This is a genomic window from Pseudobutyrivibrio sp. YE44, assembly GCF_900104335.1.
Lineage (GTDB): Bacteria > Bacillota > Clostridia > Lachnospirales > Lachnospiraceae > Pseudobutyrivibrio.
The window spans coordinates 392118-416128 of record NZ_FMXT01000001.1; the positions used below are offsets into that span (position 1 = coordinate 392118).

General features: G+C 38.6%; 19 protein-coding genes. 18 read left to right on the forward strand and 1 reads right to left on the reverse strand.

The window, feature by feature from the left end:
- Positions 1-96: 96 nt before the first annotated feature.
- From BLR54_RS01750 to BLR54_RS01830, 17 genes are all read left to right on the forward strand, one after another.
- Positions 97-2193, forward strand: coding sequence for an elongation factor G (locus tag BLR54_RS01750; RefSeq protein ID WP_090416503.1), 2097 nt, complete (start codon positions 97-99; stop codon positions 2191-2193).
- A 150-nt stretch (positions 2194-2343) separates the two neighbouring features.
- Positions 2344-4749: a leucine--tRNA ligase gene (gene leuS, locus BLR54_RS01755; protein ID WP_090416504.1), complete on the forward strand. Its 2406-nt coding sequence runs from the start codon at positions 2344-2346 to the stop codon at positions 4747-4749.
- Between the two features lie 121 nt (positions 4750-4870).
- Positions 4871-6076: an NADP-dependent isocitrate dehydrogenase gene (locus BLR54_RS01760; RefSeq protein WP_090416505.1), complete on the forward strand. Its 1206-nt coding sequence runs from the start codon at positions 4871-4873 to the stop codon at positions 6074-6076.
- Positions 6077-6135: 59 nt separating this feature from the next.
- Complete coding sequence (locus tag BLR54_RS01765; protein WP_090416506.1) at positions 6136-8526, forward strand: hypothetical protein; 2391 nt, start codon at positions 6136-6138, stop codon at positions 8524-8526.
- Positions 8527-8778: 252 nt separating this feature from the next.
- Positions 8779-9534, forward strand: coding sequence for a segregation and condensation protein A (locus tag BLR54_RS01770; RefSeq protein ID WP_090416507.1), 756 nt, complete (start codon positions 8779-8781; stop codon positions 9532-9534).
- A 44-nt stretch (positions 9535-9578) separates the two neighbouring features.
- On the forward strand, positions 9579-10151 hold the full coding sequence (gene scpB / locus BLR54_RS01775; protein ID WP_090416508.1) for an SMC-Scp complex subunit ScpB: 573 nt from the start codon (positions 9579-9581) through the stop codon (positions 10149-10151).
- A 174-nt stretch (positions 10152-10325) separates the two neighbouring features.
- Positions 10326-11660, forward strand: a complete 1335-nt coding sequence (locus BLR54_RS01780) for a carboxyl transferase domain-containing protein (protein ID WP_090416509.1) — start codon at positions 10326-10328, stop codon at positions 11658-11660.
- Positions 11661-11677: 17 nt separating this feature from the next.
- On the forward strand, positions 11678-12469 hold the full coding sequence (locus BLR54_RS01785) for an OadG family transporter subunit (RefSeq protein ID WP_090416510.1): 792 nt from the start codon (positions 11678-11680) through the stop codon (positions 12467-12469).
- 20 nt (positions 12470-12489) lie between these two features.
- A complete protein-coding gene (locus BLR54_RS01790) occupies positions 12490-12846 on the forward strand; it encodes a biotin/lipoyl-containing protein (protein ID WP_090416511.1) in 357 nt (118 codons plus the stop codon).
- A gap of 14 nt (positions 12847-12860) precedes the next feature.
- Complete coding sequence (locus BLR54_RS01795) at positions 12861-14009, forward strand: sodium ion-translocating decarboxylase subunit beta (protein WP_090416512.1); 1149 nt, start codon at positions 12861-12863, stop codon at positions 14007-14009.
- A 41-nt stretch (positions 14010-14050) separates the two neighbouring features.
- A complete protein-coding gene (locus BLR54_RS01800) occupies positions 14051-15469 on the forward strand; it encodes an oxaloacetate decarboxylase subunit alpha (protein WP_090416513.1) in 1419 nt (472 codons plus the stop codon).
- A gap of 140 nt (positions 15470-15609) precedes the next feature.
- Positions 15610-16524, forward strand: coding sequence for a MurR/RpiR family transcriptional regulator (locus BLR54_RS01805; protein ID WP_090416514.1), 915 nt, complete (start codon positions 15610-15612; stop codon positions 16522-16524).
- Complete coding sequence (locus BLR54_RS01810; RefSeq protein WP_090416515.1) at positions 16524-17753, forward strand: BaiN/RdsA family NAD(P)/FAD-dependent oxidoreductase; 1230 nt, start codon at positions 16524-16526, stop codon at positions 17751-17753. Before BLR54_RS01805 ends, BLR54_RS01810 begins: the two co-directional genes overlap by 1 nt.
- Positions 17754-17771: 18 nt before the next feature.
- The gene (gene cmk / locus BLR54_RS01815; protein WP_090416516.1) at positions 17772-18431 is read left to right on the forward strand and encodes a (d)CMP kinase; all 660 of its coding nucleotides are present in this window, start codon (positions 17772-17774) and stop codon (positions 18429-18431) included.
- Positions 18432-18442: 11 nt separating this feature from the next.
- Positions 18443-19288: a 4-hydroxy-3-methylbut-2-enyl diphosphate reductase gene (gene ispH, locus BLR54_RS01820; RefSeq protein ID WP_090416517.1), complete on the forward strand. Its 846-nt coding sequence runs from the start codon at positions 18443-18445 to the stop codon at positions 19286-19288.
- Positions 19276-20394: a 30S ribosomal protein S1 gene (rpsA, locus tag BLR54_RS01825; RefSeq protein ID WP_090416518.1), complete on the forward strand. Its 1119-nt coding sequence runs from the start codon at positions 19276-19278 to the stop codon at positions 20392-20394. Before ispH ends, rpsA begins: the two co-directional genes overlap by 13 nt.
- Before the next feature lie 150 nt (positions 20395-20544).
- Entirely contained in the window at positions 20545-21318 is a 774-nt protein-coding gene (locus tag BLR54_RS01830) for a CheR family methyltransferase (RefSeq protein WP_090416519.1), read from the forward strand.
- Between the two features lie 116 nt (positions 21319-21434).
- Here BLR54_RS01830 and BLR54_RS01835 read toward each other — a convergent pair whose 3' ends face one another.
- Positions 21435-22493, reverse strand: coding sequence for a ribonuclease H-like domain-containing protein (locus tag BLR54_RS01835; RefSeq protein ID WP_090416520.1), 1059 nt, complete (start codon positions 22491-22493; stop codon positions 21435-21437).
- Between the two features lie 185 nt (positions 22494-22678).
- Here BLR54_RS01835 and rsxC point away from each other — a divergent pair, with 185 nt between their 5' ends.
- A complete protein-coding gene (gene rsxC / locus BLR54_RS01840; RefSeq protein ID WP_090416521.1) occupies positions 22679-23998 on the forward strand; it encodes an electron transport complex subunit RsxC in 1320 nt (439 codons plus the stop codon).
- The last annotated feature ends 13 nt before the right edge of the window (positions 23999-24011 follow it).

The window sequence follows — 24011 nt, forward strand, 5'->3', positions numbered from 1 at the left end:
AAATAGTGTGAATATTAAATATAATATATATAAGTTTTAAGACAACACGGCGCGGCGGGGTTAAGGCGTCGAATAACTTATTGGGAGGTATAACACATGAAGGTTTTTACTACGGACAAAATTAGGAACGTTGTGTTGCTCGGCCATAGCGGGGCGGGCAAAACCAGTCTCATCGAATCAATGGCTTTTCTGGCTGGTCAAATCAGCAAGCCAGGCACTATCGAGGCTGGTAATACCATTAGTGACTACGACAAGCTTGAGACAAAAAACAAATTTTCTATCTACACTTCTTTAGTTCCAATCGTATGGGGCGATACTAAGATTAATTTCCTAGACACACCAGGATACTTCGACTTTATAGGTGAAGCTGAGGAGGCTGTTAGTGCAGCTGACGCGGCTATTATTGTAATTTCAGGTAAAAGCGGAATTGAAGTTGGTACAAAGAGAGCATGGGAGATGTGCGACAAGTTTAATCTTCCAAGAATGGTATTTGTAACTGACATGGATATAGATGATGCCAGCTATAGAGAAATTGTTGAAGAGCTTCAAAGTCTTTATGGCAAGAAGATTGCTCCATTCCATCTTCCAATTAGAGAGAATGGAGAGTTTGTAGGATATGTAAATGTTATCCAGCAAATGGGCAAGCGTTGGAAGGCTGACGGCACAGTTGAGCATTCTGATGTTCCTGATTATAACAAAGAATATTTGGATAAGTATCGTGAAGCTTTGATGGAATCTGTTGCAGAGACATCAGAGGAATTCATGGATAGATACTTTGGTGGCGAGGAGTTCTCAGAGGACGAAATCAGACAGGCTCTTCGTGTAAACGTAGCAAGTGGTGATATTGTTCCTGTTATGATGGGTTCAAACCTTACAAATAGAGGACAGTACACAATGCTTACTGACGTTGTTAAGTATTTACCTTCTCCAGCTGATTGCAAGATTACTGGTATTAACGCAAATACGAATGAGGTTTATGAAGCAAATTACGATTTCTCTAAACCAAAGTCAGCATATGTATTTAAGACAATTGTTGATCCATTTGTAGGAAAATATTCTCTTATTAAGGTTAACTCTGGTGTACTTAAGACAGATGATTTGCTTTATAACAAGCACAAAGAAACTGAAGAGAAGATTGGTAAGCTTTACATCTTAACAGGAAGCAAACCTGAGGAAGTACCTGAGGTTCATGCTGGTGATATCTGTGCACTTTCTAAGCTTCAGAAGGTTGCTACTACAGATTCCCTTTCAACAAAGGCTAATCCAATTCTTTACATTAGAACACCACTTTCAGTTCCTTATACATATAAGAGATATAAGGCTAAAAACAAGGGAGATGAAGATAAAATCGCACAGGCACTTGCTAAGCTTTGTGCAGAGGACCTTACAATCAAGTCTGTAAATGATGGTGAAAACAGCCAGTCACTTATTTATGGTATTGGTGACCGTCACATTGATATGCTTGTTCAAAAGCTTGTTGAAAAATACAAGGTTGATATCGAGCTTAGCCAGCCTAAGATTGCTTTCAAGGAAACAATTCGCGGTAAGTCTGATGTTGAATACAAGTATAAGAAGCAGACTGGTGGTCATGGACAGTATGGACATGTAAAGATGACCTTTGAGCCATCTGGAAACATGGAAGAGCATTACGACTTTACAGAGTCTGTAGTTGGTGGTGCTGTACCAAAGAATTACTTCCCAGCAGTTGAAAAGGGACTTCAGGAAGCTGTTCTTGCTGGACCACTTGCAGCTTATCCTGTAGTTGGTATCCATGCTAATCTTTACGATGGAAGCTATCATCCAGTTGATTCTTCTGAAATGGCTTTCAAGGTTGCAGCAAAGGGGGCTTTCAAGGATGGTATCATGAAGGCTAATCCAATCCTTCTTGAGCCAATTGAGACTCTAAAGGTTGTTGTACCTGATACCTACACTGGTGATGTTATGGGTGACCTTAACAAGCGACGTGGTCGAGTTCTTGGAATGAATCCTACTGAGACCGGCGGAAAGACAGAAGTTCTTGCTGAGGTTCCTATGGCAGAGCTTTATGGCTACGACACCCAGCTTCGTTCTATGACTGGTGGCTACGGAACATTCTCTTATGAGCTTGCAAGATACGAGCAGGTTCCATCAGATGTTCAGGCTAAGGAAGTAGAACGCAGAGCTAACAAGATTAAGGATGTAGACGAAGAATAATAGGCTTCTCCTTGAGGAGAAGCTGTTAGCGAAGCTGACTGATGAGGTGTAATAACCTTAAATAAATCTAATAAGCCGTGGAGTTGACGTTGCAAAACTTCACGGCTTTTATTATAATCTCGTATAGTTGTATATATACGAGGTGAGAAAATGAAACATAATTTCAAAGCAATTGAGAAAAAATGGCAGGCTGCTTGGGAAAAGGACGATATTTTCAAAGCAGTTGATGGTTCAGATAAGCCAAAGTTTTATGGTCTTGTAGAGTTCCCATATCCATCTGGAGCAGGAATGCACGTAGGTCATATTAAGGCTTATTCTTCAGTAGAGGTAGTTTCTAGAAAGCGTAGAATGCAGGGATATAATGTATTATTCCCTATTGGATTTGATGCATTTGGTCTTCCTACAGAGAATTACGCTATCAAGACAAACACACATCCACGTAAAATTACAGATGACAACATCAAAAAGTTCACAACACAGCTTAAGTCTGTAGGTTTTTCTTTTGATTACAGTCGTACAATCGACACTACTCAGGAGGATTACTACAAGTGGACACAGTGGATTTTCCTTAAGATGTTTGAGAAGGGCCTTGTTTTCAGAGATAAGACTCTTGTTAACTATTGCCCACATTGTAAGGTAGTTCTTTCAAATGAGGATTCACAGGGTGGTAAGTGTGATATCTGTGACAGCGATGTAATTCAGAAGGAGAAGGACGTTTGGTACCTTCGTATTACAGAGTATGCTGATAAGCTTCTTCAGGGGCTTGATGAGGTTGATTTTCCTGAGAACATCAAGCAGCAGCAGGTAAACTGGATTGGAAAGTCTAAGGGTGCATTCGTAAACTTCACTCTTGATGGTATTGATAAAAAGCTTGAAATTTACACCACACGTCCAGATACACTTTGTGGTGTTACATTCATGGTTATTGCTCCAGAGCATCCATATATCGATGAGTATGCTGACAAGATTTCTAACATGGACGATATCTTAGCATATCGTGCTGAGTGCCAGAAGAAGTCTGAGTTCGAGCGTACACAGCTTGTTTCTAAGGATAAGACAGGTGTGAGAGTTGAGGGCTTTGATGCAATCAACCCAATCACAGGAAAGAAGATTCCAGTATTCATTTCTGATTACGTAATGATGGGTTATGGTACAGGTGCTATTATGGCGGTTCCTGCTCATGATCAGAGAGACTGGGATTTCGCTACAAAGTTCGGTATTGATATCATCCCTGTTATCGAGGGTGGTGATGTTACAAAGGAAGCTTACACTGGCGAAGGTAACATGATTAACTCTGAGTTCCTTAATGGTCTTAACAACAAGAAGGACTCTATTGATAGAATGATTCAGGAATTAGAGAAGCTTGGTTGTGGTAAGGCTGGTGTTCAGTTCAAGATGAAGGACTGGGCTTTCAACAGACAGCGTTACTGGGGCGAGCCTATTCCAATCGTACATTGTCCATCATGTGGTGATGTTGCAGTTCCATTTGAGGAGCTTCCACTTAAGCTTCCAGTACTTGAAAACTTCGAGCCTGGTACAGACGGAGAGTCACCACTTGCAAAGATTGATAGCTTTGTAAACTGCAAGTGCCCTAAGTGCGGCGGCGCTGCAAAGCGTGAGACAGATACTATGCCACAGTGGGCTGGTTCATCTTGGTATTTCCTTCGTTATATTGATCCACACAATGACAACGAGTTTGCTGCAATGGACAAGCTTAACTACTGGATGCCAGTAGATTGGTACAACGGTGGTATGGAGCACGTTACACGTCACTTGATTTACTCACGTTTCTGGCATCATTTCCTTTATGACCTTGGTGTGGTTAACACTCCAGAGCCATACAAGAAGAGAAGTGCACAGGGTATGATCCTTGGTGAAGACGGACAGAAGATGTCTAAGTCTCGCGGTAACGTAATTGATCCACTTGATATTGTAGATGCATACGGTGCTGATACACTTCGTACATATGTATTATTCATGGGTGACTACGGCGCAGCTGCTCCTTGGTCAGATGCATCAGTTCGTGGATGTAAGAGATTCCTTGAGAGATTCGCTGGTCTTACAGATATCATCACAGATGAGCCAAACAGTGAGTCTATCGAAACAGGAATTCATAAGACAATTAAGAAGGTATCTGAGGATATCGAGGCTATGAAGTATAACACAGCTATTGCAGCTATGATGGGACTTCTTAACGATATCGTATCAGAGGGACATATTACAAAGGATAATCTTATCTTACTTGTTAAGATCTTAGCTCCATTTGCTCCACATCTTTGTGAGGAAATGTATGCTGAGCTTGGCGGTGAAGGATATGTTTCACTTTCACAGTGGCCAGAGTTCGATCCAGCTAAGATTGTAGAGTCTACAATCGAAATCGCAGTACAGATTAATGGTAAGCTTAAGGCTACAATCAAGATTCCTAACGGTTGCGAGAAGGACGAAGCTCTTTCAATCGCAAAGGCTGATGAGAATGTAATTAAAGCAATTGAAGGAAAGAACCTTGTTAAGGAAATCTACGTACCAAACAAAATCGTAAATATTGTTGTAAAATAAATTGTTATGATGAGGGGACTCTAATTAACAATCTAATATATCTCTGAATGAAACGTGTTAGTTGAAGGAAGAGATGTATTGATTGTTAATGTAAGGGTCCCCGGATTATAGGAGAATAATTATGAGCAAGATTCAGATGACAACCCCACTTGTAGAGATGGACGGAGATGAGATGACACGCATCCTCTGGCAGATGATTAAGGATGAATTACTTCTTCCTTTTATTGATTTGAAGACAGAGTATTACGACCTTGGTCTTGAGCACAGAAATGAGACAGATGACAAGGTAACTGTTGAGTCTGCAGAGGCTACAAAGAAATATGGTGTTGCCGTTAAGTGTGCAACAATCACTCCTAACGCAGCTCGTATGACAGAGTACAACCTTAAGGAAATGTGGAAGAGTCCTAACGGAACTATTCGTGCAATCCTTGATGGAACAGTATTTAGAGCACCAATTGTTGTAAAGGGAATTGATCCAAATGTTAGGTCTTGGAAGAAGCCTATTACAATTGCTCGTCATGCATATGGTGATGTTTACAAGAACACAGAGATGGTAATCCCAGGTGCTGGCAAGGTTGAGCTTGTTTACACAGCTGAGGATGGAACAGAAGAGCGTTCTATAGTTCATACCTTCAATGGACCTGGAGTGGTTCAGGGTCAGCACAACATTAACGCTTCAATCGAAAGCTTTGCTCATAGCTGTTTTAAATATGCTTTAGATACAAAGCAGGATTTATGGTTTGCTACAAAGGATACAATTTCTAAGAAGTATGACCATACTTTCAAGGATGTATTCCAGGAGATTTTTGATAAGGAATATAAGGATGCTTTTGATAAAGCTGGTATTGAATATTTCTACACACTTATTGATGATGCTGTAGCTCGTGTTATGAAGTCTGAGGGCGGATTTATCTGGGCATGTAAGAACTACGATGGCGATGTTATGTCAGATATGATTTCATCTGCTTTTGGTTCACTTGCTATGATGACTTCAGTTCTTGTTTCACCAGCTGGTTACTATGAGTACGAGGCTGCTCACGGAACAGTTCAGCGTCACTACTACAAGCACCTTAAGGGTGAGGAGACTTCTACAAACTCTGTAGCAACAATTTTCGCTTGGACAGGAGCTTTAAGAAAACGTGGCGAGCTTGATAACATCCCTGAGCTTTCAGCCTTTGCTGATAAGCTTGAAAAAGCTTGTATCAAGACAATCGAAGATGGAAAAATGACTAAAGATTTGGCGCTTATTACTTCTGTCGAGAATCCAACAGTATTGAATTCTCGCGATTTCATCATCGAAATTCGTAAAACATTAGAAAGTTTGTAAAATATAAGAGAGGTATTTGTAAGCCTGCCAATTTTGGCAGGCTTATTTTATGAGGTATTATGAAGTTATTGCTGAAAAATAAATTACCTGAATTAATTAAAACTGAGCATCTGATTATCGTTTTTACTCTGTGGAATTTTGTAAATATCTTTTTACACTTATACAGCGGTTTTCATCCTTTTATTTCTTCTGGGGTTGAGGTTTTTATATACGTAATAGAGCTTGTTTTGTTCATACGCATAAAACATCGATTTACAAAGCAAGGTGGTATATGGGCTGATTTATCAAGATATATAAATGCTTTTATCTATTGTGATTTCATCGAGTTGTATTTGGATATTTTTTCTGCAGATAGACACAATAAATATGTGAATATGACATTAGCTGTACTGTTAATTATTAAATATATTTCTAGTTGCTTTTTATACTTTAAGTTATTTAGTTACATAGAAAAAAATAAATCTGGCGAAGAAGAGAAATTTTATCGTTATAAAATTATAGAAATCTGTTGGATAGCAGTAAATGTTATTGCTACTGTAATGTTGCTAAAGTCGGATGAATTAATAGGATTTTGTATGGCTTTAACTTGTTTGAAATACGTTTTTGCGATATATCCTTTAAAGACTGTATGGACTTGTAAGCTTGAGAGTGATGATTTAAATAAGTCAGAGACTAGCGGTGATGAATTAAAAGGCTTTAAATTGTATTACGATAATTATTTAAAAAAATATTTTGGAATGATACCTTTTGGAATTATTATTGTTGTCTCATTGTTTATTATTTTTGTTTGTGAAAACATTTACATTACAGGTGATAAAAAACTTACAAATGAAAATGGTAAAGTTTTATCTGAACAAAAGTCTTACGATGAATTTGAAAAGGTAAGTTCAGATGTATACATTTATTCAAAAGAAAACATTATGCCTGAAAAGTCAATGTTTTATGATATTAAGTATGGAATTTTGAATGTAAAGACTGGTTATAACAGTGGTGCTATTTATGATGGCTTCCCAGAATTTGATGATGATGGAATAGCACCTGATTATAAAGGGCATTTCATAAATATGGATGGTGAAATAGTTTTTGATATTCCAGGTTCTATAACTAGACATAAATCATTGCGTCAGCAGTTTTTAGATTTAGCATTTCAAGAGCGTTCAAATGTAGAATATAATAATTTGAAAGAATCGGTTATTAAACAGAATCATTTCTATTATGTTGAAATTTTTCGTAGTGGTATTTGTGTATCGCGTGAGTATAACAAAGGAAATCCTATAAAACATTATTTTGGGCACGGGCTAGCTTTTTATTATTCTGAATTAAATGATTGCTTTGGTATTATTTCAGACGATGGAAAAATACTAACGAAGCCTATTTTTGATGATTTTTCTTCTGAAAATAGATATGAAGTAACTCCAGTACATATAAAAGGTGGAGGTAATAATGTCATTGATTATAAATTGCGATATTTAGTTGATGAGTCATATGATGGTGTAGTAGTAAGAGATGTTGACTGTGATTTAAAAAAGTTTTTTGTTGAATATGATGATGTCCATGAAGATGGCAGTTTCGATGAATATGTAGCTATTATTGATTTTGATGGTAATGTTTTTGAAGATGATAAGGCATTTTCTCCCGAAGATGGTAGACTAGGTTCAGGATATTTTTGTCTTAGAAGAAATGATGGTTCGAATAATATAGCGGTATTTCATGGTGACAAAATTCTATATGAGACAAACAAATATAATAAAATTTGTATTGAATATGATGAAGAAAACAATAGTTATCTGATGTGTAAAAGGGATGATGTTATAAACATACTTGATGTGAATGGTGAAATAATTATCACTGGAAATTACGGAGATTATTCTAAGTCAGAAGATGATATATTCTGTCTAGAGTGCTTAGACGATGAGCATCTTGGTGAAGCTGTAATAGCAGATCTTGATGGCAATATTAAGTATACAGGATACAAATATCATGGTCTTTATACTACCGAAGATGATGAAGAGACTCTTTTTACAGTCTATCAGCAGGTGGGGCCAGATAATAAATTTACTATATATAATCAGATTGATACCACGGGAGAACTTGTTTCTGACGATTGGTATTTATATAAAGGTCATGAAACCATTTATGATGTAGAAGATGGTAACAATGGTAAAACACTTGAATTTTTTGCTGAACTTAATGATGATATGGAGCCAGTTGTGCATTGGCATGATGAAAAAGGCAAAGAAATTTTTTCCGGAAAATTTAGTGACGATTTTGATGATGGATTTGAGTGTGATTATTGTCATGATGAGTATAATGCTGAATACTATGGCAAGCTTGTATTTTGGACCAGAAATAAAAATGGGAAGTGGGATTTCTTTGATGAAAATGGTAAATATATAAAGTCTGGAGAGACACTTTATGACTTTGTTTATAACCACGATGATATGTTTTAATCATCGAAATTCTTAAAAATGTAGATTATGTCTATCAATTATCTGACAACTATATATAGTGGTATCGTATATTGACATACACAATATAGTCAAATATAATAGTCTCATACGTAAGGCGTATGGGACTTTTTTATGCCTTAAATGAGCTCGTAGGCATCAAGCTCATAGAATTCTTAAGGTGGACGTGTTAGTCCACCGGAGAATTACTATGGCTTGTGGACGTAACGAGCGGATTATTGGGAGAGAATAAGTATGGAGATGAATGTTAAGCTTCAGGTTTTTGAAGGACCTTTGGATTTGCTTTTACATTTGATAGATAAAAACAAAGTTGATATTTACGATATCCCTATCGTGGAAATCACAGATCAATATATGGAATATGTTCGTGCTATGGATCAGAGCAACTTAGATGTTATGTCTGAGTTCATCCTTATGGCTACTACACTTCTTGATATCAAGAGCCGCATGCTTCTTCCTAGAGAAGAAAAGGAAGAGGAAGGCGAGGAGGCAGAAGATCCACGTGCAGAGCTTGTACAGCAGTTGTTGGAATACAAAATGTACAAGACTATTTCTTATCAGCTTAGAGATAGACAGATGGATGCCAGCCTTGTATTCTACAAGGAGCCAACAATTCCTGAAGAAGTGCTTAAGTATGAGCAGCCAGTGGATTTGGAAGAGCTTATGTCTGACCTTACTTTAAACAGACTTAACGATATCTTCCAGCAGGTGCTTAAGCGCCAGGATAATCGTCGAGATCCAATTCGTTCTACCTTCGGTAAGATTAAGAAGGAAGAGGTTTCTCTTGAGCAGAAAATGGAATGGACTATCGCATTTGCGAAGATGCACAACACCTTCAGCTTCAGAGCATTGCTTGAGGCAGCACATTCTAAGACAGAGGTTATTGTTACCTTCCTTTGCATCTTAGAGATGATGAAGGCTGGACAGATAAACATCACTCAGGAGGATACCTTTAAGGATATTCTTATTGAAAGCAAGATTGCTGCTTAGGCAATTACAAACATCACATTATCCTTGTTAAATTGGGAGGATTCATGAAACTTAAGGAAATTGAAAATATAGTTGAGGGTATTTTGTTTGCCATGGGTGGCACAGTAGAGCCATCTAAGATCGCAAAGGCCCTTGAAATAGAAGATAAAGAGGTTGTTGAGGCTATTGAGTCCTTAAAGGCCTCATATGAAAAGAACAATAGAGGTATTACAATCACAGAAATCGATGGAGCATATCAAATGTGCACCAGCCCTGATATCTATGAATACCTTATCAAGATTGCAAAGCAGCCAAAGAAGTATGTTCTCACAGACGTTCTTCTTGAGACATTGTCTATAATTGCTTACAAGCAACCAATCACTAAGTCTGAGATTGAAAAAATCCGTGGGGTTTCCTGCGACTTTGCTGTATCGAAGCTTGTGGAGTTTGGTCTATGTACAGAGCTTGGCCGTTTAGATGCACCAGGTCGTCCAATGCTTTTCGGAACAACAGAAGAGTTCCTTCGTTCCTTTGGCGTTAGCTCTATTGATGAATTGCCAGAACTTTCTCAAACACAGATAGAAGAGTTCAAAATTGAAGCAGAAAATGAAGCGAATAATGTTGAAGTTACAATATAAAGTTAATAGGTATTTTTTACCTTATTTTGTGTAACATCATTACTAAAAAAACACCCTGATTTTTGGGTGTTTTTTTGATAATTATTTAACACATTTAATTGAAATGAGTGGCAAAAAACGATAATATTATTATTGCGAGAAATTTGAAATAATTTATATAAATGGAGGTACAAGATGGGTAGTGATTCAAATCAAGCTCAGGCTAGAATTAATGCATTACTTGATGACAACAGCTTTGTTGAGCTTCAGTCTTTAGTAATGTCACGCAACACTGATTTTAACCTTGATGCAAAGAAAGAACCATCAGACGGAGTAATTATTGGACATGGTCTTATTGACGGCACTTTGGTGTTTGTCTTCAGCCAGAATGCCGATGTTTTGGGTGGTACAATTGGCGAGATGCATGCAAAAAAGATTCTGTCGGTTTACGACATGGCACTTAAGGTAGGTGCTCCAGTTATTGGCTTTATTGATTGCGGCGGTGTTCGTCTTCAGGAGTCATTTGACGCACTTGAGGCACTTGGTGCTGTAGTTGAAAAGGCAGCAGATGTTAAGGGTGTAATCCCACAGCTTATGTGTGTGGCAGGCCAGTGTGGTGGCGGACTTTCAGTTCTTCCAGCGCTTGCTGATTTTACATTTATGGTAGACGGTGCATCTCTTTTTGTTAATTCACCTGATACAATCACAGGAAATCGTTCAGATGAATGTGATACTTCTTCAGCTAAGTTCCAGTTTGAAGAAGCTGGTACAGTTGATATGCATGGCTCATTAAATGATGTTGTTACATCAATGAGACAGGTTATCTCAATGATTCCTAATGATATCGTTGAGGCAACAGATGATCTTAACAGAGCTTCTGAAGGTCTTGAAAGCAAGGTTTCTGACGCTGCAGCTGTAGCAACAGAAATTGCAGATAATAGAGAATTCATCGAGCTTAAGGCTGGTTTCGCTAAGGAAATGGTTACAGGTCTTATGAAGCTTGATGGTGTTACCATTGGTGTTGTTGGTAATAGAGAAGTTGATGGAGAGGCTTATCTTTCAGCTGCAGGTTGTGAGAAGGCTGCTGATTTTGTTGATCTTTGTGATATGTACGAGATTCCAGTTCTTTCAATCACAAATGTTGCTGCATTCAAGTCTTGCACATGTCAGGAGAAGAGATTGCCTAGAGCACTTTCTCAGATGACACAGAGATTTGTAGATGCTAGCATTCCAAAGCTCAACCTCATTACAAAGCAGGCATATGGTAGTGCTTATGTTCTTATGAACTCTAAGTCACTTGGTGCTGATTTGGTATATTCTTTCGAGAATGCATCAGTTGGTGCTATGGAAGCATCAAAGGCTGCTAGAATCCTTAGCGAGAATGGCACAGATGCTGCAACAATCGAAAAGGATTATGCTCAGCTTCAGGATAGTGCACTTACAGCAGCTGCACACGGTCACATTGATCGAATCGTTTCTTATGCAGATGCTAGAAAATATATTATTGCTGGATTTGAAATGTTCTTTTAGAGCAGGAAGGTGAATTTATGAAGAAAAGAATTTTAGTAGTATTCACTACCTTAATCCTTGCTCTTAGCCTTGTCGCTTGTGGTGGCAAGAAGGACGAAACCTACGGCGGTTATGATACAGACGCTTATGATACAATCGCAAAGCTCTATATGAACTATGCATTAAGCCTTGAGGAAGATCAGTATGAAGAGGCTACTGAATATTTCATGGCTAATGGTCTTGGTGAGTACAGCGCAGCTGTAGAGCAGGCAGGCTTACCAAAATTCCTTACAAAGAGCTTCGTTGGTTTTGATCAGCTTATTGATAGCTACAAGAGTATCAAAGATGTTAAGGTTGGTGAATTTGAAAAGTTTGAAGATGTTACTGTAGAAAAGTCTGGTAAGACAATTACAGCAACACTGATTACCGATTATTCAAAGAGAGATTTAAAGACTACATTTGTTTATAAAGCAAATGATGTAGATGCTGGTCCTACAGCAGTTAATGTTGAGCCAGTATACACCTTAGGCGAGATAATGAAGAAGGCAGGTCTTAATACAGTAATGGGTATCCTTATTGTATTCTGTATGCTCATTGTTATGTCTGGTGTAATCAAGTGCTTTGAAATCATTCCTAAGCTTGAAAAGAAGGCTAAGGAAAAGAAAGAGGCACCTGAGGTTGTTTCAACTGCAACACCTGTTGCTGAAACAACAGTTAAAAATGAAACTGATGACTTACAGCTTGTAGCTGTTATTGCTGCAGCAATTGCTGCTAGCACAGGAGCTTCTACAGATTCGTTTGTAGTTCGTTCCATCAAGAAAAGATTTTAGATTTTAGGAGGATTCATTCCATGAAAAATTATACTATCACTGTTAATGGAACAGTTTATGACGTTACTGTAGAAGATAAGGGAGGCTCTGGTGTTTCTCCAGTTACTCCAGCTGCTGCTCCTAAGGCGGCTGCTCCAACTCCTGTAGCAACAGGCGCTGCTGGTGGTGTTAAGATCGAAGCAGGTGCTGCTGGTAAGGTTGTTAAGATTGCAGCTGCAGCTGGCACTGCTGTAAAGAAGGGTGATGCTGTTGTTGTACTTGAGGTTATGAAGATGGAAACACCTGTTGTTGCACCTCAGGATGGTACAGTTGCATCAATCAACTGCAATGAAGGTCAGCAGGTTGAAGCTGGCGCATTACTTGCTACTATGAACTAATAGGAGGATTACACATGAGTTACGTTGGAGAGACATTGTTAAACCTCGCTCATCAGACTGCGTTTTTCAATCTGACTTGGGGTAACTATGTCATGATAGCGGTTGCCTGTGTTTTCCTTTTCCTTGCAATCAAGAAAGGATATGAGCCACTTCTTTTATTACCAATCGCTTTTGGTATGCTTTTGGTAAACATCTATCCTGATATTATTGCATCTCCAGAGGAAACCTCTAATGGAGTAGGCGGCTTGCTTTATTATTTCTATACTCTTGATGAGTATTCAATCCTTCCATCACTTATTTTCATGGGTGTTGGAGCTATGACAGATTTCGGTCCACTTATTGCAAATCCAATAAGCTTCTGGCTTGGTGCTGCTGCACAGATTGGTATCTTTACAGCATACATCCTTGCTATTTTCCTTGGATTCTCAGATCAGGCAGCTGCTGCCGTATCAATCATCGGTGGTGCTGATGGACCTACATCTATTTTCTTGGCTGGTAAACTTGGCCAGTCTGCGTTAATGGGACCAATTGCGGTTGCAGCATATTCTTATATGTCACTTGTTCCTATTATCCAGCCTCCAATTATGAAGGCGCTTACAACAAAGGAAGAGCGTTCAATTAAGATGGCTCAGCTTCGTCCAGTTTCAAAGCTTGAGAAGATTCTCTTCCCAATCGTTGTTACAATTATTGTTTGTCTTATCTTACCTACAACAGCTCCACTTGTTGGTATGCTTATGTTAGGTAACTTATTCAAGGAGTCAGGTGTTGTTAATCAGCTTACTGAGACAGCATCTAACGCTATGATGTACATCGTAGTTATTCTTCTTGGTACATCTGTTGGTGCTTCAACATCAGCAGAGGCATTCTTAAATGCAGCTACAATCAAGATCGTAGTTCTTGGTCTTGTTGCTTTCGTTTTCGGTACAGCAGCTGGTGTATTATTTGGAAAGATTCTTTGCCATGTTACTGGCGGTAAGATTAATCCACTTATCGGTTCTGCTGGTGTATCTGCTGTTCCTATGGCAGCACGTGTTTCTCAAAAGGTTGGTGCAGAAGAGGACCCAACAAACTTCCTTCTCATGCACGCTATGGGACCAAACGTTGCTGGTGTTATTGGTACAGCTGTTGCAGCCGGTGTATTTATGGCTATTTTCGGAGTCTAAAACTAGGCCTCGATTCATACTAAACTAGGAGGAGAAAAATAATGGCAGATATTAGTCCAAAGCCAGTTAAAATTACTGAGACAATACTTAGAGATGCTCATCAGTCACTTATTGCAACTCGTATGCCAACTTCTATGATGCTTCCTATCGTAGATAAGATGGATAAGGTTGGTTACAATGCAGTAGAGTGCTGGGGCGGTGCTACATTCGATGCTTCACTTCGTTTCCTTAAGGAAGATCCATGGGAGAGACTTAGAAAGCTTCGTGATGGTTTTAAAAATACAAAGCTTCAGATGCTTTTCAGAGGTCAGAATATCTTAGGATACAGCCAGTATCCAGATGATGTTGTTGAGTACTTCGTTCAGAAGTCAATTGCAAATGGTATCGATATCATTCGTATTTTCGACTGCCTCAACGATATCAGAAACCTTCAGACAGCTGTTACAGCTACAAACAAGGAGAAGGGACACGCACAGGTTGCTCTTTCTTATACACTTGGTGATGCTTATACACTTGATTACTGGAAGGATATTGCAAAGCGTATCGAGGATATGGGCGCAGATTCAATCTGTATCAAGGATATGGCTGGTCTTTTAGTACCAGCTAAGGCTTACGAGCTTGTTTCAGCATTAAAGGAATCTACATCACTTCCTATCGAAATGCATACTCACTACACATCAGGTGTAGCTTCAATGACATATATGAAGGCTGTTGAAGCTGGTGCTGACATCATCGACTGTGCTATGTCACCATTTGCTCTTGGTACATCACAGCCTGCTACAGAAGTTATGGCTGCTGCATTCGAAGGCACACCATACGATACAGGATTTGATCAGGAGCTTCTTTCAGAAATCGCTGATTACTTCAGACCATACAGAGAAGAGTGCATCGAGAGCGGTCTTCTTTCAACAAAGGTACTTGGTGTTAACATCAACACACTTCGTTACCAGGTTCCAGGTGGTATGCTTTCAAACCTTATCAGCCAGTTAAAGGAGCAGGGTAAGGAAGATAAGCTTCGTGAGGTTCTTGAGGAAGTACCTCGTGTACGTAAAGACCTTGGTGAGCCACCACTTGTTACACCTTCATCACAAATCGTTGGTACACAGGCTGTATTTAACGTACTTATGGGAGAGAGATACAAGGTTGCTACAGAGCAGACAAAGGATATCCTTCTTGGTAAGTACGGCCAGACTGTTAAGCCTTTCAACCCAGAGGTTGTTGAGAAGGTACTTGGTGCTGACAAGGATAAGGCAATTACATGTCGTCCAGCAGACTTAATCGAGCCAGGTCTTGCTAAGTTCGAGGAAGAGTGCAAGCAGTGGAAGCAGCAGGATGAGGATGTTCTCTCATATGCATTGTTCCCAAAGGTTGCTACAGAGTTCTTCGAGTATCGTGAAGCTCAGCAGACAAAGGTTGATCCTGCTAAGGCAGACAAGGAAAATGGGGCTTACCCAGTTTAATTTCACTGATTCAAGAGTAATGCAAGAATTCTTGCATTACTCTTTTTTTTACTCTATAATTATTTTCTACAAATGAGTAATAAATAAACCGTGATTTAGCGAATATATTTTGAATTGTATTATTAGTTTTAAGGAGTTACATGGCTACTACAACTGATTTAATTTCAAAAATTAATGAAAAGTATGGAAGAATGTCAAAAGGACAAAAGCTTCTTTCTAATTATATTCTTGATAATTATGATAAGGCTGTTTTTTTGACTGCTGCAAAGCTTGGCGAAATAATTGGAGTTTCAGAATCTACTGTTGTTCGTTTTGCATCATTTATTGGCTACAGCGGCTACCCTGAATTTCAGCAGTCTTTGGAGGAGATGGTTCGCACAAAGCTTAATAGCACTGAGAAGATCGAAATTACAAATGGTGGTTTGGAGCAAAATGGTGTGGTTAGAGAGGTACTTACATCTGATGCCCTTAAAATCAAAAACACCATGGAAAATATTGATGAAGCAGCCTTTTACAATGCTGTAGAGGCTTTGCTTAATGCAAGAAGAATATACGTGGTAGGTATTAGAACCTGTGCGCCACTTGCATCATTCCTTTCCTTCTATTTAAATATGATTTTCGATAATGTGGTAAATCTGCAAACCTCGTCTTCATCAGAGTTGTTTGAGCAGATGATTCATATAAACGAGCAAGATTGTATTATTGGAATTTCCTTCCCTAGGTATTCTATGAGAACACTTAAGGCTTTGGAATTTGCAAACAATAGACAGGCTAATGTTATTACAATTACTGATTCCATTCATTCGCCTATGAATCTTTATAGTTCTTGTAATTTGATAGCAGATAGTGATATGCATTCTGTAGTTGATTCCTTGGTGGCACCGCTTTCTGTTATCAATGCCCTTATTGTAGAGCTTTGTAATCGTAGACAAGCAGAAGTAGCCAAGACCCTTGATATGGTTGAGAATGTTTGGAATGATTATCAATTCTACGAGAATGATGAAATTGATTTGGTGGATGATTCTATAAAAATGGCATATCCAGGAGAGATTTAATGGGAAATGTTATAGTTGTTGGCGGTGGAGCCGCTGGAATGATGGCTGCTTATTCAGCAGGAATGTGTGGCCATAAAGTTACCTTGCTTGAAAAGAATGAAAAGCTTGGTAAGAAGATTTATATCACTGGTAAGGGCCGATGCAATTTCACAAACGCCTGTGATATTGAGGATTTCTTTAAAAATGTAGTTAGTAACCCTAAGTTTTTATATAGTGCTCTTTATACCTTTAGCCCTGATTCGATGATTGATTTTATTGAAAGTCATGGCGTGAAGACAAAGGTTGAAAGAGGAAATAGAGCTTTTCCAGAGTCTGATCATGCATCAGATATTACAAAGGCTTTAGATAATGGTCTCAAGGAATTTGGTGTTAAGGTTCAGTTGAATACAGAGGTTAAGGGCCTATCTATAGAAGGAAGCACTGTAAAAGGTGTAGTTCTTAAGTCGGGAAAAGAGCTTGCTGCTGATCACGTTGTGGTTTGTACAGGTGGTTTGTCTTATTACACCACAGGTTCCACAGGTGACGGTATTGAATGGGCAAAGGCAGCTGGGCTCAAGATTTCTGATTTGCGTCCAGCTCTTGTTCCTCTTAATACAAAGGAAGCATACATACCTGAAATGCAGGGGCTTTCTCTCAAAAATGTTAACCTTACAATTTTTGATGAAAAGAAGAAGCTTTATGACAGCTTTGGCGAGATGCTTTTTACTCATTTTGGAGTAAGCGGCCCTCTTGTACTTTCTGCTTCGTCAATTATTGGTAAGACTTTGCAGAACAAAGGAAAGTTATCAGCGTTTATAGATTTGAAGCCTGCTTTGTCAGCTCAGGATTTAGATGCTAGAATCCTGAGAGATTTCAATGATAATATGAACAAGCACTTAAGCACAGTTCTTAGAGGGCTTCTTCCAAGCTCTATGGTGCCTGTGTTTATAGATATACTTGGGTTTGATGATGGCAGACAAATCAATTCCATCACTAAGGAGGAGCGCCAAAGTATTGTTTCACTTTTAAAGGCCTTTCCATTTACAATAATTGGTCTTAGGGATTTTAAAGAAGCAATCGTAACTCAAGGTGGAGTTTCTGTGAAAGATATTGACCCAAGTACTATGAAATGTAAAAATATAGAAGGACTTTCCTTTGCCGGGGAAGTTTTGGACTTAGATGCATTTACCGGCGGCTTTAATTTACAGATAGCCTGGTCTACAGGATATTTAGCTGGTATTTCAATATAAAACTCGGAGGAATTTATTATGGCAATGAATGTAGCAATCGACGGACCTGCAGGAGCAGGAAAATCAACAATAGCAAAGGCTATTGCAGCAAAAATGGGATATGTGTATGTAGACACTGGAGCAATGTATAGAGCTATGGCTTTATATTTTCTTCGCGAAGGTATCGCTCCAACTGATGAAGCAAAGATTTCATCAGTAGTTGATAATATTCTTGTTTCTATTAAATATGAAGATGGTGCTCAGCACGTAATCCTTAACGGAGAAGACGTTACAGGTATGATTAGAACAGAAGAGGTTGGAAACATGGCTAGCTCAACTTCTGTATATGCACCAGTTAGAACTAAGCTTGTTTCTCTACAGCAGGAGCTTGCTAAGACAACAGACGTTATCATGGATGGCCGTGACATCGGAACTGTTGTACTTCCAAACGCAGATGTAAAGATTTTCCTTACAGCATCAGTTGAGTGTCGTGCAAAGCGTCGTTTTGATGAGCTTGTTGCAAAGGGTGAAACACCAGACTTTGACAAGATTGCAAAGGACATCGAAGAGAGAGATTACAGAGATTCTCACAGAGAAATCAGCCCACTTAAGCAGGCTGATGACGCAATCCTTGTTGATAGCTCAGAAATGAACATCGACCAGGTTGTAGAAACAATTATTTCTTATATTAATAAATAAAGGAACGATATATGAAAGTTACTTTAGCAAAGTCTGCAGGCTTTTGCTTTGGAGTGCAAAGAGCTGTAGATGTAGTAAACAAACAAATTGAAGAAGGAACAAAGCCTTTATATACCTATGGACCTATTATCCATAACGAAGAGGTTGTTCGTGCTTTTGAAGCAAACGGCGTTAAGGTTATGGAAGAGGATTCTGATGAAAATTATCCTTCAGGAACTGTAATCATTCGTTCCCACGGTGTTACAAGAGCTGTTGAAGAAGGATTAAAGGAAAAGGGTCACAATATTATTGATGCAACCTGTCCTTTTGTTAAGAAGATTCATAGGGCGGTGGATGAGCATTCAAAGAATGATGAGCACATTGTTATCATTGGAAATCCTGAACATCCAGAAGTTAGAGGCATTGTTGGTTGGATAAACGGTGATGAGTATACAGTAATACCAAATGAACAGGCTGCTGTTGATTTTTCAGTTAATACTCACACGAGTATTTGTATTGTGTCTCAAACCACCTTTAACCACAATAAATTTCAAGAATTAGTTGAAATTATAAAGCAAAAAGGTTATCATATTATTGTTTTGAATACAATATGCGATGCGACTAACAAAAGGCAGGTTGAAGCGGCTGAAATTGCGTCAGAAGTGGATGCCATGATAGTCATTGGAAGTAAAAATTCTTCCAACACGCAGAAGTTGTATGAAATATGCAAAACAAAATGCAACAATACTTACTATATACAGACGGCTGATGATTTCATGCCATCTGACCTTAGTTCCATTGAAAGTGTAGGTATTACCGCAGGGGCTTCCACCCCAAACAATATTATCGAGGAGGTTCAAAAGAAATGTCAGAAATGAGTTTTGAACAAATGTTGGAGGAATCATTTAAAACTATACACAATGGAGAGGTAGTAGACGGTACTGTTATCAGTGTAAAGCCTGATGAAATCGTTTTAAACATTGGTTACAAGTCAGACGGTATCATTACACGTTCTGAGTACACAAATGAGTCTAATGTTGATCTTACTACTGTCGTTAAAGAAGGCGACCAGCTTTCTGCCATTGTTGTAAAGGTAAATGATGGCGAAGGTCAGGTTCTCTTATCTTATAAGAGACTTGCTCAGGAAAAGGGAAATGAGAGATTAGCTGAGGCATTTGAGAAGGGTGAAGTTCTTACAGCCACAGTTGATAAGGTTCTCAAGGGCGGTCTTACAGTTGTTGTTGATGAGGCTAGAGTATTCATCCCTGCTTCATTCGTATCAGATGTATACGAAAAGGATCTTGGTAAGTACCAGGGTCAGGAAATCCAGTTCGTAATTACTGAGTTCGATCCAAAGCGTCGTCGTATCATTGGTAACAGAAAGACACTTCTTGTTGCTGATAGAGCAAAGGCTCAGGAAGAGCTTATGGCTAAGATCGCTGTTGGTCAGGAATTCGAAGGAACAGTTAAGAACGTTAAGGACTTCGGTGCATTCATCGATTTAGGTGGTGCTGATGGTCTTCTTCACATCTCAGAGATGAGCTGGGGTCGTGTTGAGAATCCTACAAAGACTCTTAACGTTGGTGATACAATCAAGGTATTCGTTAAGGAAATCAAGGATGGCAAGATTGCACTTTCTTGCAAGTTCGACAATGAAAACCCATGGAACGGTGCTGCTGACAAGTACGCAGTAGGTTCTGTTGTTAAGGGTAAGGTTGTTCGTATGAAGGACTTCGGTGCTTTCGTAGAGCTTGCTCCTGGAATTGATGCACTCCTTCACGTATCTCAGATTTCTAAGGATCGTATTGAGAAGCCTTCTGATGTTCTTTCAATCGGTCAGGATATCGAGGCAAAGGTTGTTGAGTTCAACGATGAAGAGAAGAAGATCAGCCTTTCAATGAAGGCGCTTCTTGAGCCAGAGACAACTGATGATGCTGACGTTGCAGATGTTAACATCGAGGAAGTTGCTGCTTCAGAAGAGTAATTCAATAGATTATTCAGCCTAGGTGGATGTATTCCACCTAGGTTTTTTTGTTTTTATTCTTAAAAAAATAACAATTAATACACAACTGTTGGTTATAATGGAGTTCAATTAATGGGATATTCTATTATTTTTGAGGAATAGGAGAAGATTATGGATAATTACGAAGCTTTTAAGAAGGAAGTTCACGACCTTACCAAAATTGACCTTAGTTCCTATAAGGAAAAACAGATGCGTCGTCGTATCGATTCCCTTGTTACAAAGCATAAATGCAAGGAATATCATGAGTATGTTATGCTTTTGAAGAAGGACAAAGAGGTTTTTGATGAATTCGTAAACTTCCTAACAATAAATGTTTCCGAATTTTATCGTAATCCAGAACAATGGGAATTAATGAGCAAGGAGTTTATTCCAGAGCTTATGGCTAAGTCAGGCCAGCAGCTGAAAATCTGGAGTGCAGCTTGTTCAACTGGTGATGAGCCTTATTCTCTTGTTATGTGCTTATCTAACCATATTCCTTTGAACAAGATTAAGATTTACGCCACTGATTTGGACAAGCAGGTTATCGCTACAGCAAAGGTTGGACTTTACAGTGCAAAATCTATTGCCAATGTTCCTGCTGATCTTAAGAAAAAGTTCTTTACACAGGTGGGAAACTCTTACCAGATTAGTGATGAAGTTAAAAGATGTGTAGAGTTTAAGGAGCATAACCTTCTTAGAGATTCATATCCTACAAACTACGACATGATTGTTTGCCGAAATGTTTTAATTTACTTTACAGATGAGGCGAAGAATGAGGTTTACTCTAAGTTTAATAAAGCTTTGAGAATGGGTGGTATTCTCTTTATAGGTTCTACAGAGCAAGTAATAGACTACAAAGAATTGGGATATAAGAGAAGATATTCATTCTATTATGAGAAAGTATAGTGGTTAGCCACTAATATAAGAGTCTTGGTCACGGCTACAAGCCATGGGTAACTACGCTCAACGAGAAATGTTTCGCTTAAGTTACCCATGAGCTTGAGGCCTACCAAGACTCTTTTTTAGTGTTTCAACATATATCTAGTAATCTTAATTATAATGTCTTCTTTTATATCCGATACGCTGATATACGCTTCCTTGGATTCGTAGGAAGCTTTGAAGGTGCGAGTGCTTCCAACATCTATCCCCTTTGGGAGGGATACGTAGCTTCCTTCAGCTACAACCTTACATTCTTTGCGGGTGGCAGGACGACGGTTTGATTTATCCATGCTTTCCCCTAAGGAACGAGGAATGATTATATCTTCACTAATAAGGTAATAATAGTTTTTATAATCTGGAAGATAAGTTTCCAAGGTTCCCTTGAATATATTTAAAGTAACGTATATGCGATTATTCTTTATGATATACATTCCGTATTCGCGAATTTTGTTTATCGAAGATGGAAGAGCAATATCAGTTTCTATTTCAAATCTAAGTTTATCTTCATCCAACTCCATATTTACAAATCGTAAATCCGAAGTAAGAATATCGCTGTAGGAAAGAATATCAGCAATATAGATCATTCCTTTTACATCTTCGTAATTATGAAGAAGAATAAGCTTCTTTGATTCTTGATCATTAGTAAGAGAATAGTGCTGATAAACCGGTATTAATTGTCCTCCATCATATTCGTCTTTACGATTTAATCCTAAAAAGCCTTCGATAGTCTTTTGTTTATAGTTTGGTAAATCCAAAAGACATTTTGCTTTTGTGGTGGTAAGATACATATCCAGATGCTTCTTTTGCTTTATTACAGTGTTTAGCTTGTATTTCTTGCAACGCTCTACAATAAAGGATTCATCAAAGCGAGTAGAGTTAAAGCCTAATAATTTATCGTAATTACGTATTACATTCTCGAATTCATTAAGAATTTCTATTTCCTCTGATTCGTTGTTTGCTAAAAGCTGAGTTACAGTTACCATATTTCCCAATCGAATTGCATATCCTATTAGGTATATGAAGGATTTTCTTGGTGAAAGACCGGTACATTCAATATCGAAGAAAATAGTATTGTTGTCAAAGTATTTGTCTAATGCGTAGCTTATATTATCAATCTCGTAGGTATTATTTATTATTTCCATTATTTCTCCATATAAAATCTTTCTAAATCTATTAAAGCCTTTTCTATTATAGATTAATTGACAGATAATTGTGGCTTTGGTACTTAAAAATATACAAAATTAATGATAAATTTTCTCGCCCTATTGTAACAAAATGATATAATTTAAGTAAATAAGTAACAAATATTATAAAGAGGGGTAATGCTATGGGCCTTAAGACATTTAAAGGTGGCGTTCATCCTTATGATGGCAAGGAGCTATCAAAGGAGAAGCCTATCAAGGAATTAAAGCCACAGGGAATGATGGTTTATCCACTGTCGCAGCATATTGGTGCACCTGCACAAGCATGCGTAAATGTGGGCGACACTGTTCTTAGAGGTCAGAAGATTGCCGACGCGGGAGGCTTTGTTTCGGCACCAATTTTTTCTTCTGTATCTGGTACAGTGAAAGCAATTGAGCCAAGGCGTGTTGCCACTGGCGACATGGTGAACTCTATCGTTATCGAAAACGATTGTAAGTTCATCGAAAAAGGTTTTGAAAGTTGCTCTGATTATACAGCACTTTCAAAGGAAGACATTATCAAAAAAATTCAGGATGCTGGTATTGTTGGTATGGGTGGTGCTGGATTCCCTACCCATGTAAAGCTATCTCCAAAGAATCCTGAAAGCATCGAATTCATCATTGCAAACTGTGCTGAATGTGAGCCTTATCTTACATCAGACTACAGATCAATGGTGGAAGAACCTGAAAAGCTCATCACAGGTATGAAAATTATTCTTCAATTGTTCCCTAACGCAAAGGGACTTCTGGGTATTGAAGATAATAAGAGCGATGTTATCGAAAGCTTAACTTCTTTAGTAAATGATGAGCCTCGTATCGAAGTAGTTCCACTTTTGACAAAATATCCACAAGGCGGCGAGAGACAGCTTATTAAGGCTTGCACTGGTAGAGAGATTAATTCAAAGATGCTTCCTGCAGATGCTGGATGTATCGTTGATAATGTTGCTACCATCAATGCTATTTATACAGCTGTTGTTGAAGGTCGACCTGTCATGGATAGAATCTTCACAATCACTGGTGACGCTATTATGGAGCCTCGCAACTTTAGAATCTGCATTGGAACAAGTTGCAAGGAAATCCTTGATGCTGCAGGAGGATATATTCGTGAACCAGAGAAGCTTATTTCTGGTGGTCCGATGATGGGATTTGCACTTATGGACGTAGATATCCCTACCACCAAAACTTCTGGTGCACTTTTAGCCTTATCAGAGGATGAGGTTTCAAAATTTGAGACAACTGCATGTATCAACTGCGGACGTTGTGTGGAAGCATGTCCTGAAAATCTTATTCCATCTAGACTCTCAAAGTTTTCAGAGCACGGTGATAAAGAAAGCTTTGAAAAGTGGTATGGTCTTGAATGTATTGAGTGCGGTAGCTGTAGCTTTGGATGCCCAGCTAGACAGCCTTTGGCTCAGTCAATAAAGACTATGAAGAAGATGGTTCTTGCAGACAAGAGAAAAAAATAGAAAGGAAATGCGT

What these genes read in the sequence shown, in the direction of transcription:
- BLR54_RS01810 (WP_090416515.1), top strand. Translation starts at nt 16,524, where the DNA reads ATGGGAAATGTTATAGTTGTTGGCGGTGGAGCCGCTGGAATGATGGCT.
- BLR54_RS01835 (WP_090416520.1), bottom strand. Translation starts at nt 22,493, where the DNA reads ATGGAAATAATAAATAATACCTACGAGATTGATAATATAAGCTACGCA.
- cmk (WP_090416516.1), top strand. Translation starts at nt 17,772, where the DNA reads ATGGCAATGAATGTAGCAATCGACGGACCTGCAGGAGCAGGAAAATCA.
- BLR54_RS01765 (WP_090416506.1), top strand. Translation starts at nt 6,136, where the DNA reads ATGAAGTTATTGCTGAAAAATAAATTACCTGAATTAATTAAAACTGAG.
- rsxC (WP_090416521.1), top strand. Translation starts at nt 22,679, where the DNA reads ATGGGCCTTAAGACATTTAAAGGTGGCGTTCATCCTTATGATGGCAAG.
- rpsA (WP_090416518.1), top strand. Translation starts at nt 19,276, where the DNA reads ATGTCAGAAATGAGTTTTGAACAAATGTTGGAGGAATCATTTAAAACT.
- leuS (WP_090416504.1), top strand. Translation starts at nt 2,344, where the DNA reads ATGAAACATAATTTCAAAGCAATTGAGAAAAAATGGCAGGCTGCTTGG.
- BLR54_RS01780 (WP_090416509.1), top strand. Translation starts at nt 10,326, where the DNA reads ATGGGTAGTGATTCAAATCAAGCTCAGGCTAGAATTAATGCATTACTT.
- BLR54_RS01770 (WP_090416507.1), top strand. Translation starts at nt 8,779, where the DNA reads ATGGAGATGAATGTTAAGCTTCAGGTTTTTGAAGGACCTTTGGATTTG.
- BLR54_RS01785 (WP_090416510.1), top strand. Translation starts at nt 11,678, where the DNA reads ATGAAGAAAAGAATTTTAGTAGTATTCACTACCTTAATCCTTGCTCTT.
- BLR54_RS01830 (WP_090416519.1), top strand. Translation starts at nt 20,545, where the DNA reads ATGGATAATTACGAAGCTTTTAAGAAGGAAGTTCACGACCTTACCAAA.
- ispH (WP_090416517.1), top strand. Translation starts at nt 18,443, where the DNA reads ATGAAAGTTACTTTAGCAAAGTCTGCAGGCTTTTGCTTTGGAGTGCAA.
- BLR54_RS01790 (WP_090416511.1), top strand. Translation starts at nt 12,490, where the DNA reads ATGAAAAATTATACTATCACTGTTAATGGAACAGTTTATGACGTTACT.
- BLR54_RS01760 (WP_090416505.1), top strand. Translation starts at nt 4,871, where the DNA reads ATGAGCAAGATTCAGATGACAACCCCACTTGTAGAGATGGACGGAGAT.
- BLR54_RS01800 (WP_090416513.1), top strand. Translation starts at nt 14,051, where the DNA reads ATGGCAGATATTAGTCCAAAGCCAGTTAAAATTACTGAGACAATACTT.
- BLR54_RS01805 (WP_090416514.1), top strand. Translation starts at nt 15,610, where the DNA reads ATGGCTACTACAACTGATTTAATTTCAAAAATTAATGAAAAGTATGGA.
- BLR54_RS01750 (WP_090416503.1), top strand. Translation starts at nt 97, where the DNA reads ATGAAGGTTTTTACTACGGACAAAATTAGGAACGTTGTGTTGCTCGGC.
- BLR54_RS01795 (WP_090416512.1), top strand. Translation starts at nt 12,861, where the DNA reads ATGAGTTACGTTGGAGAGACATTGTTAAACCTCGCTCATCAGACTGCG.
- scpB (WP_090416508.1), top strand. Translation starts at nt 9,579, where the DNA reads ATGAAACTTAAGGAAATTGAAAATATAGTTGAGGGTATTTTGTTTGCC.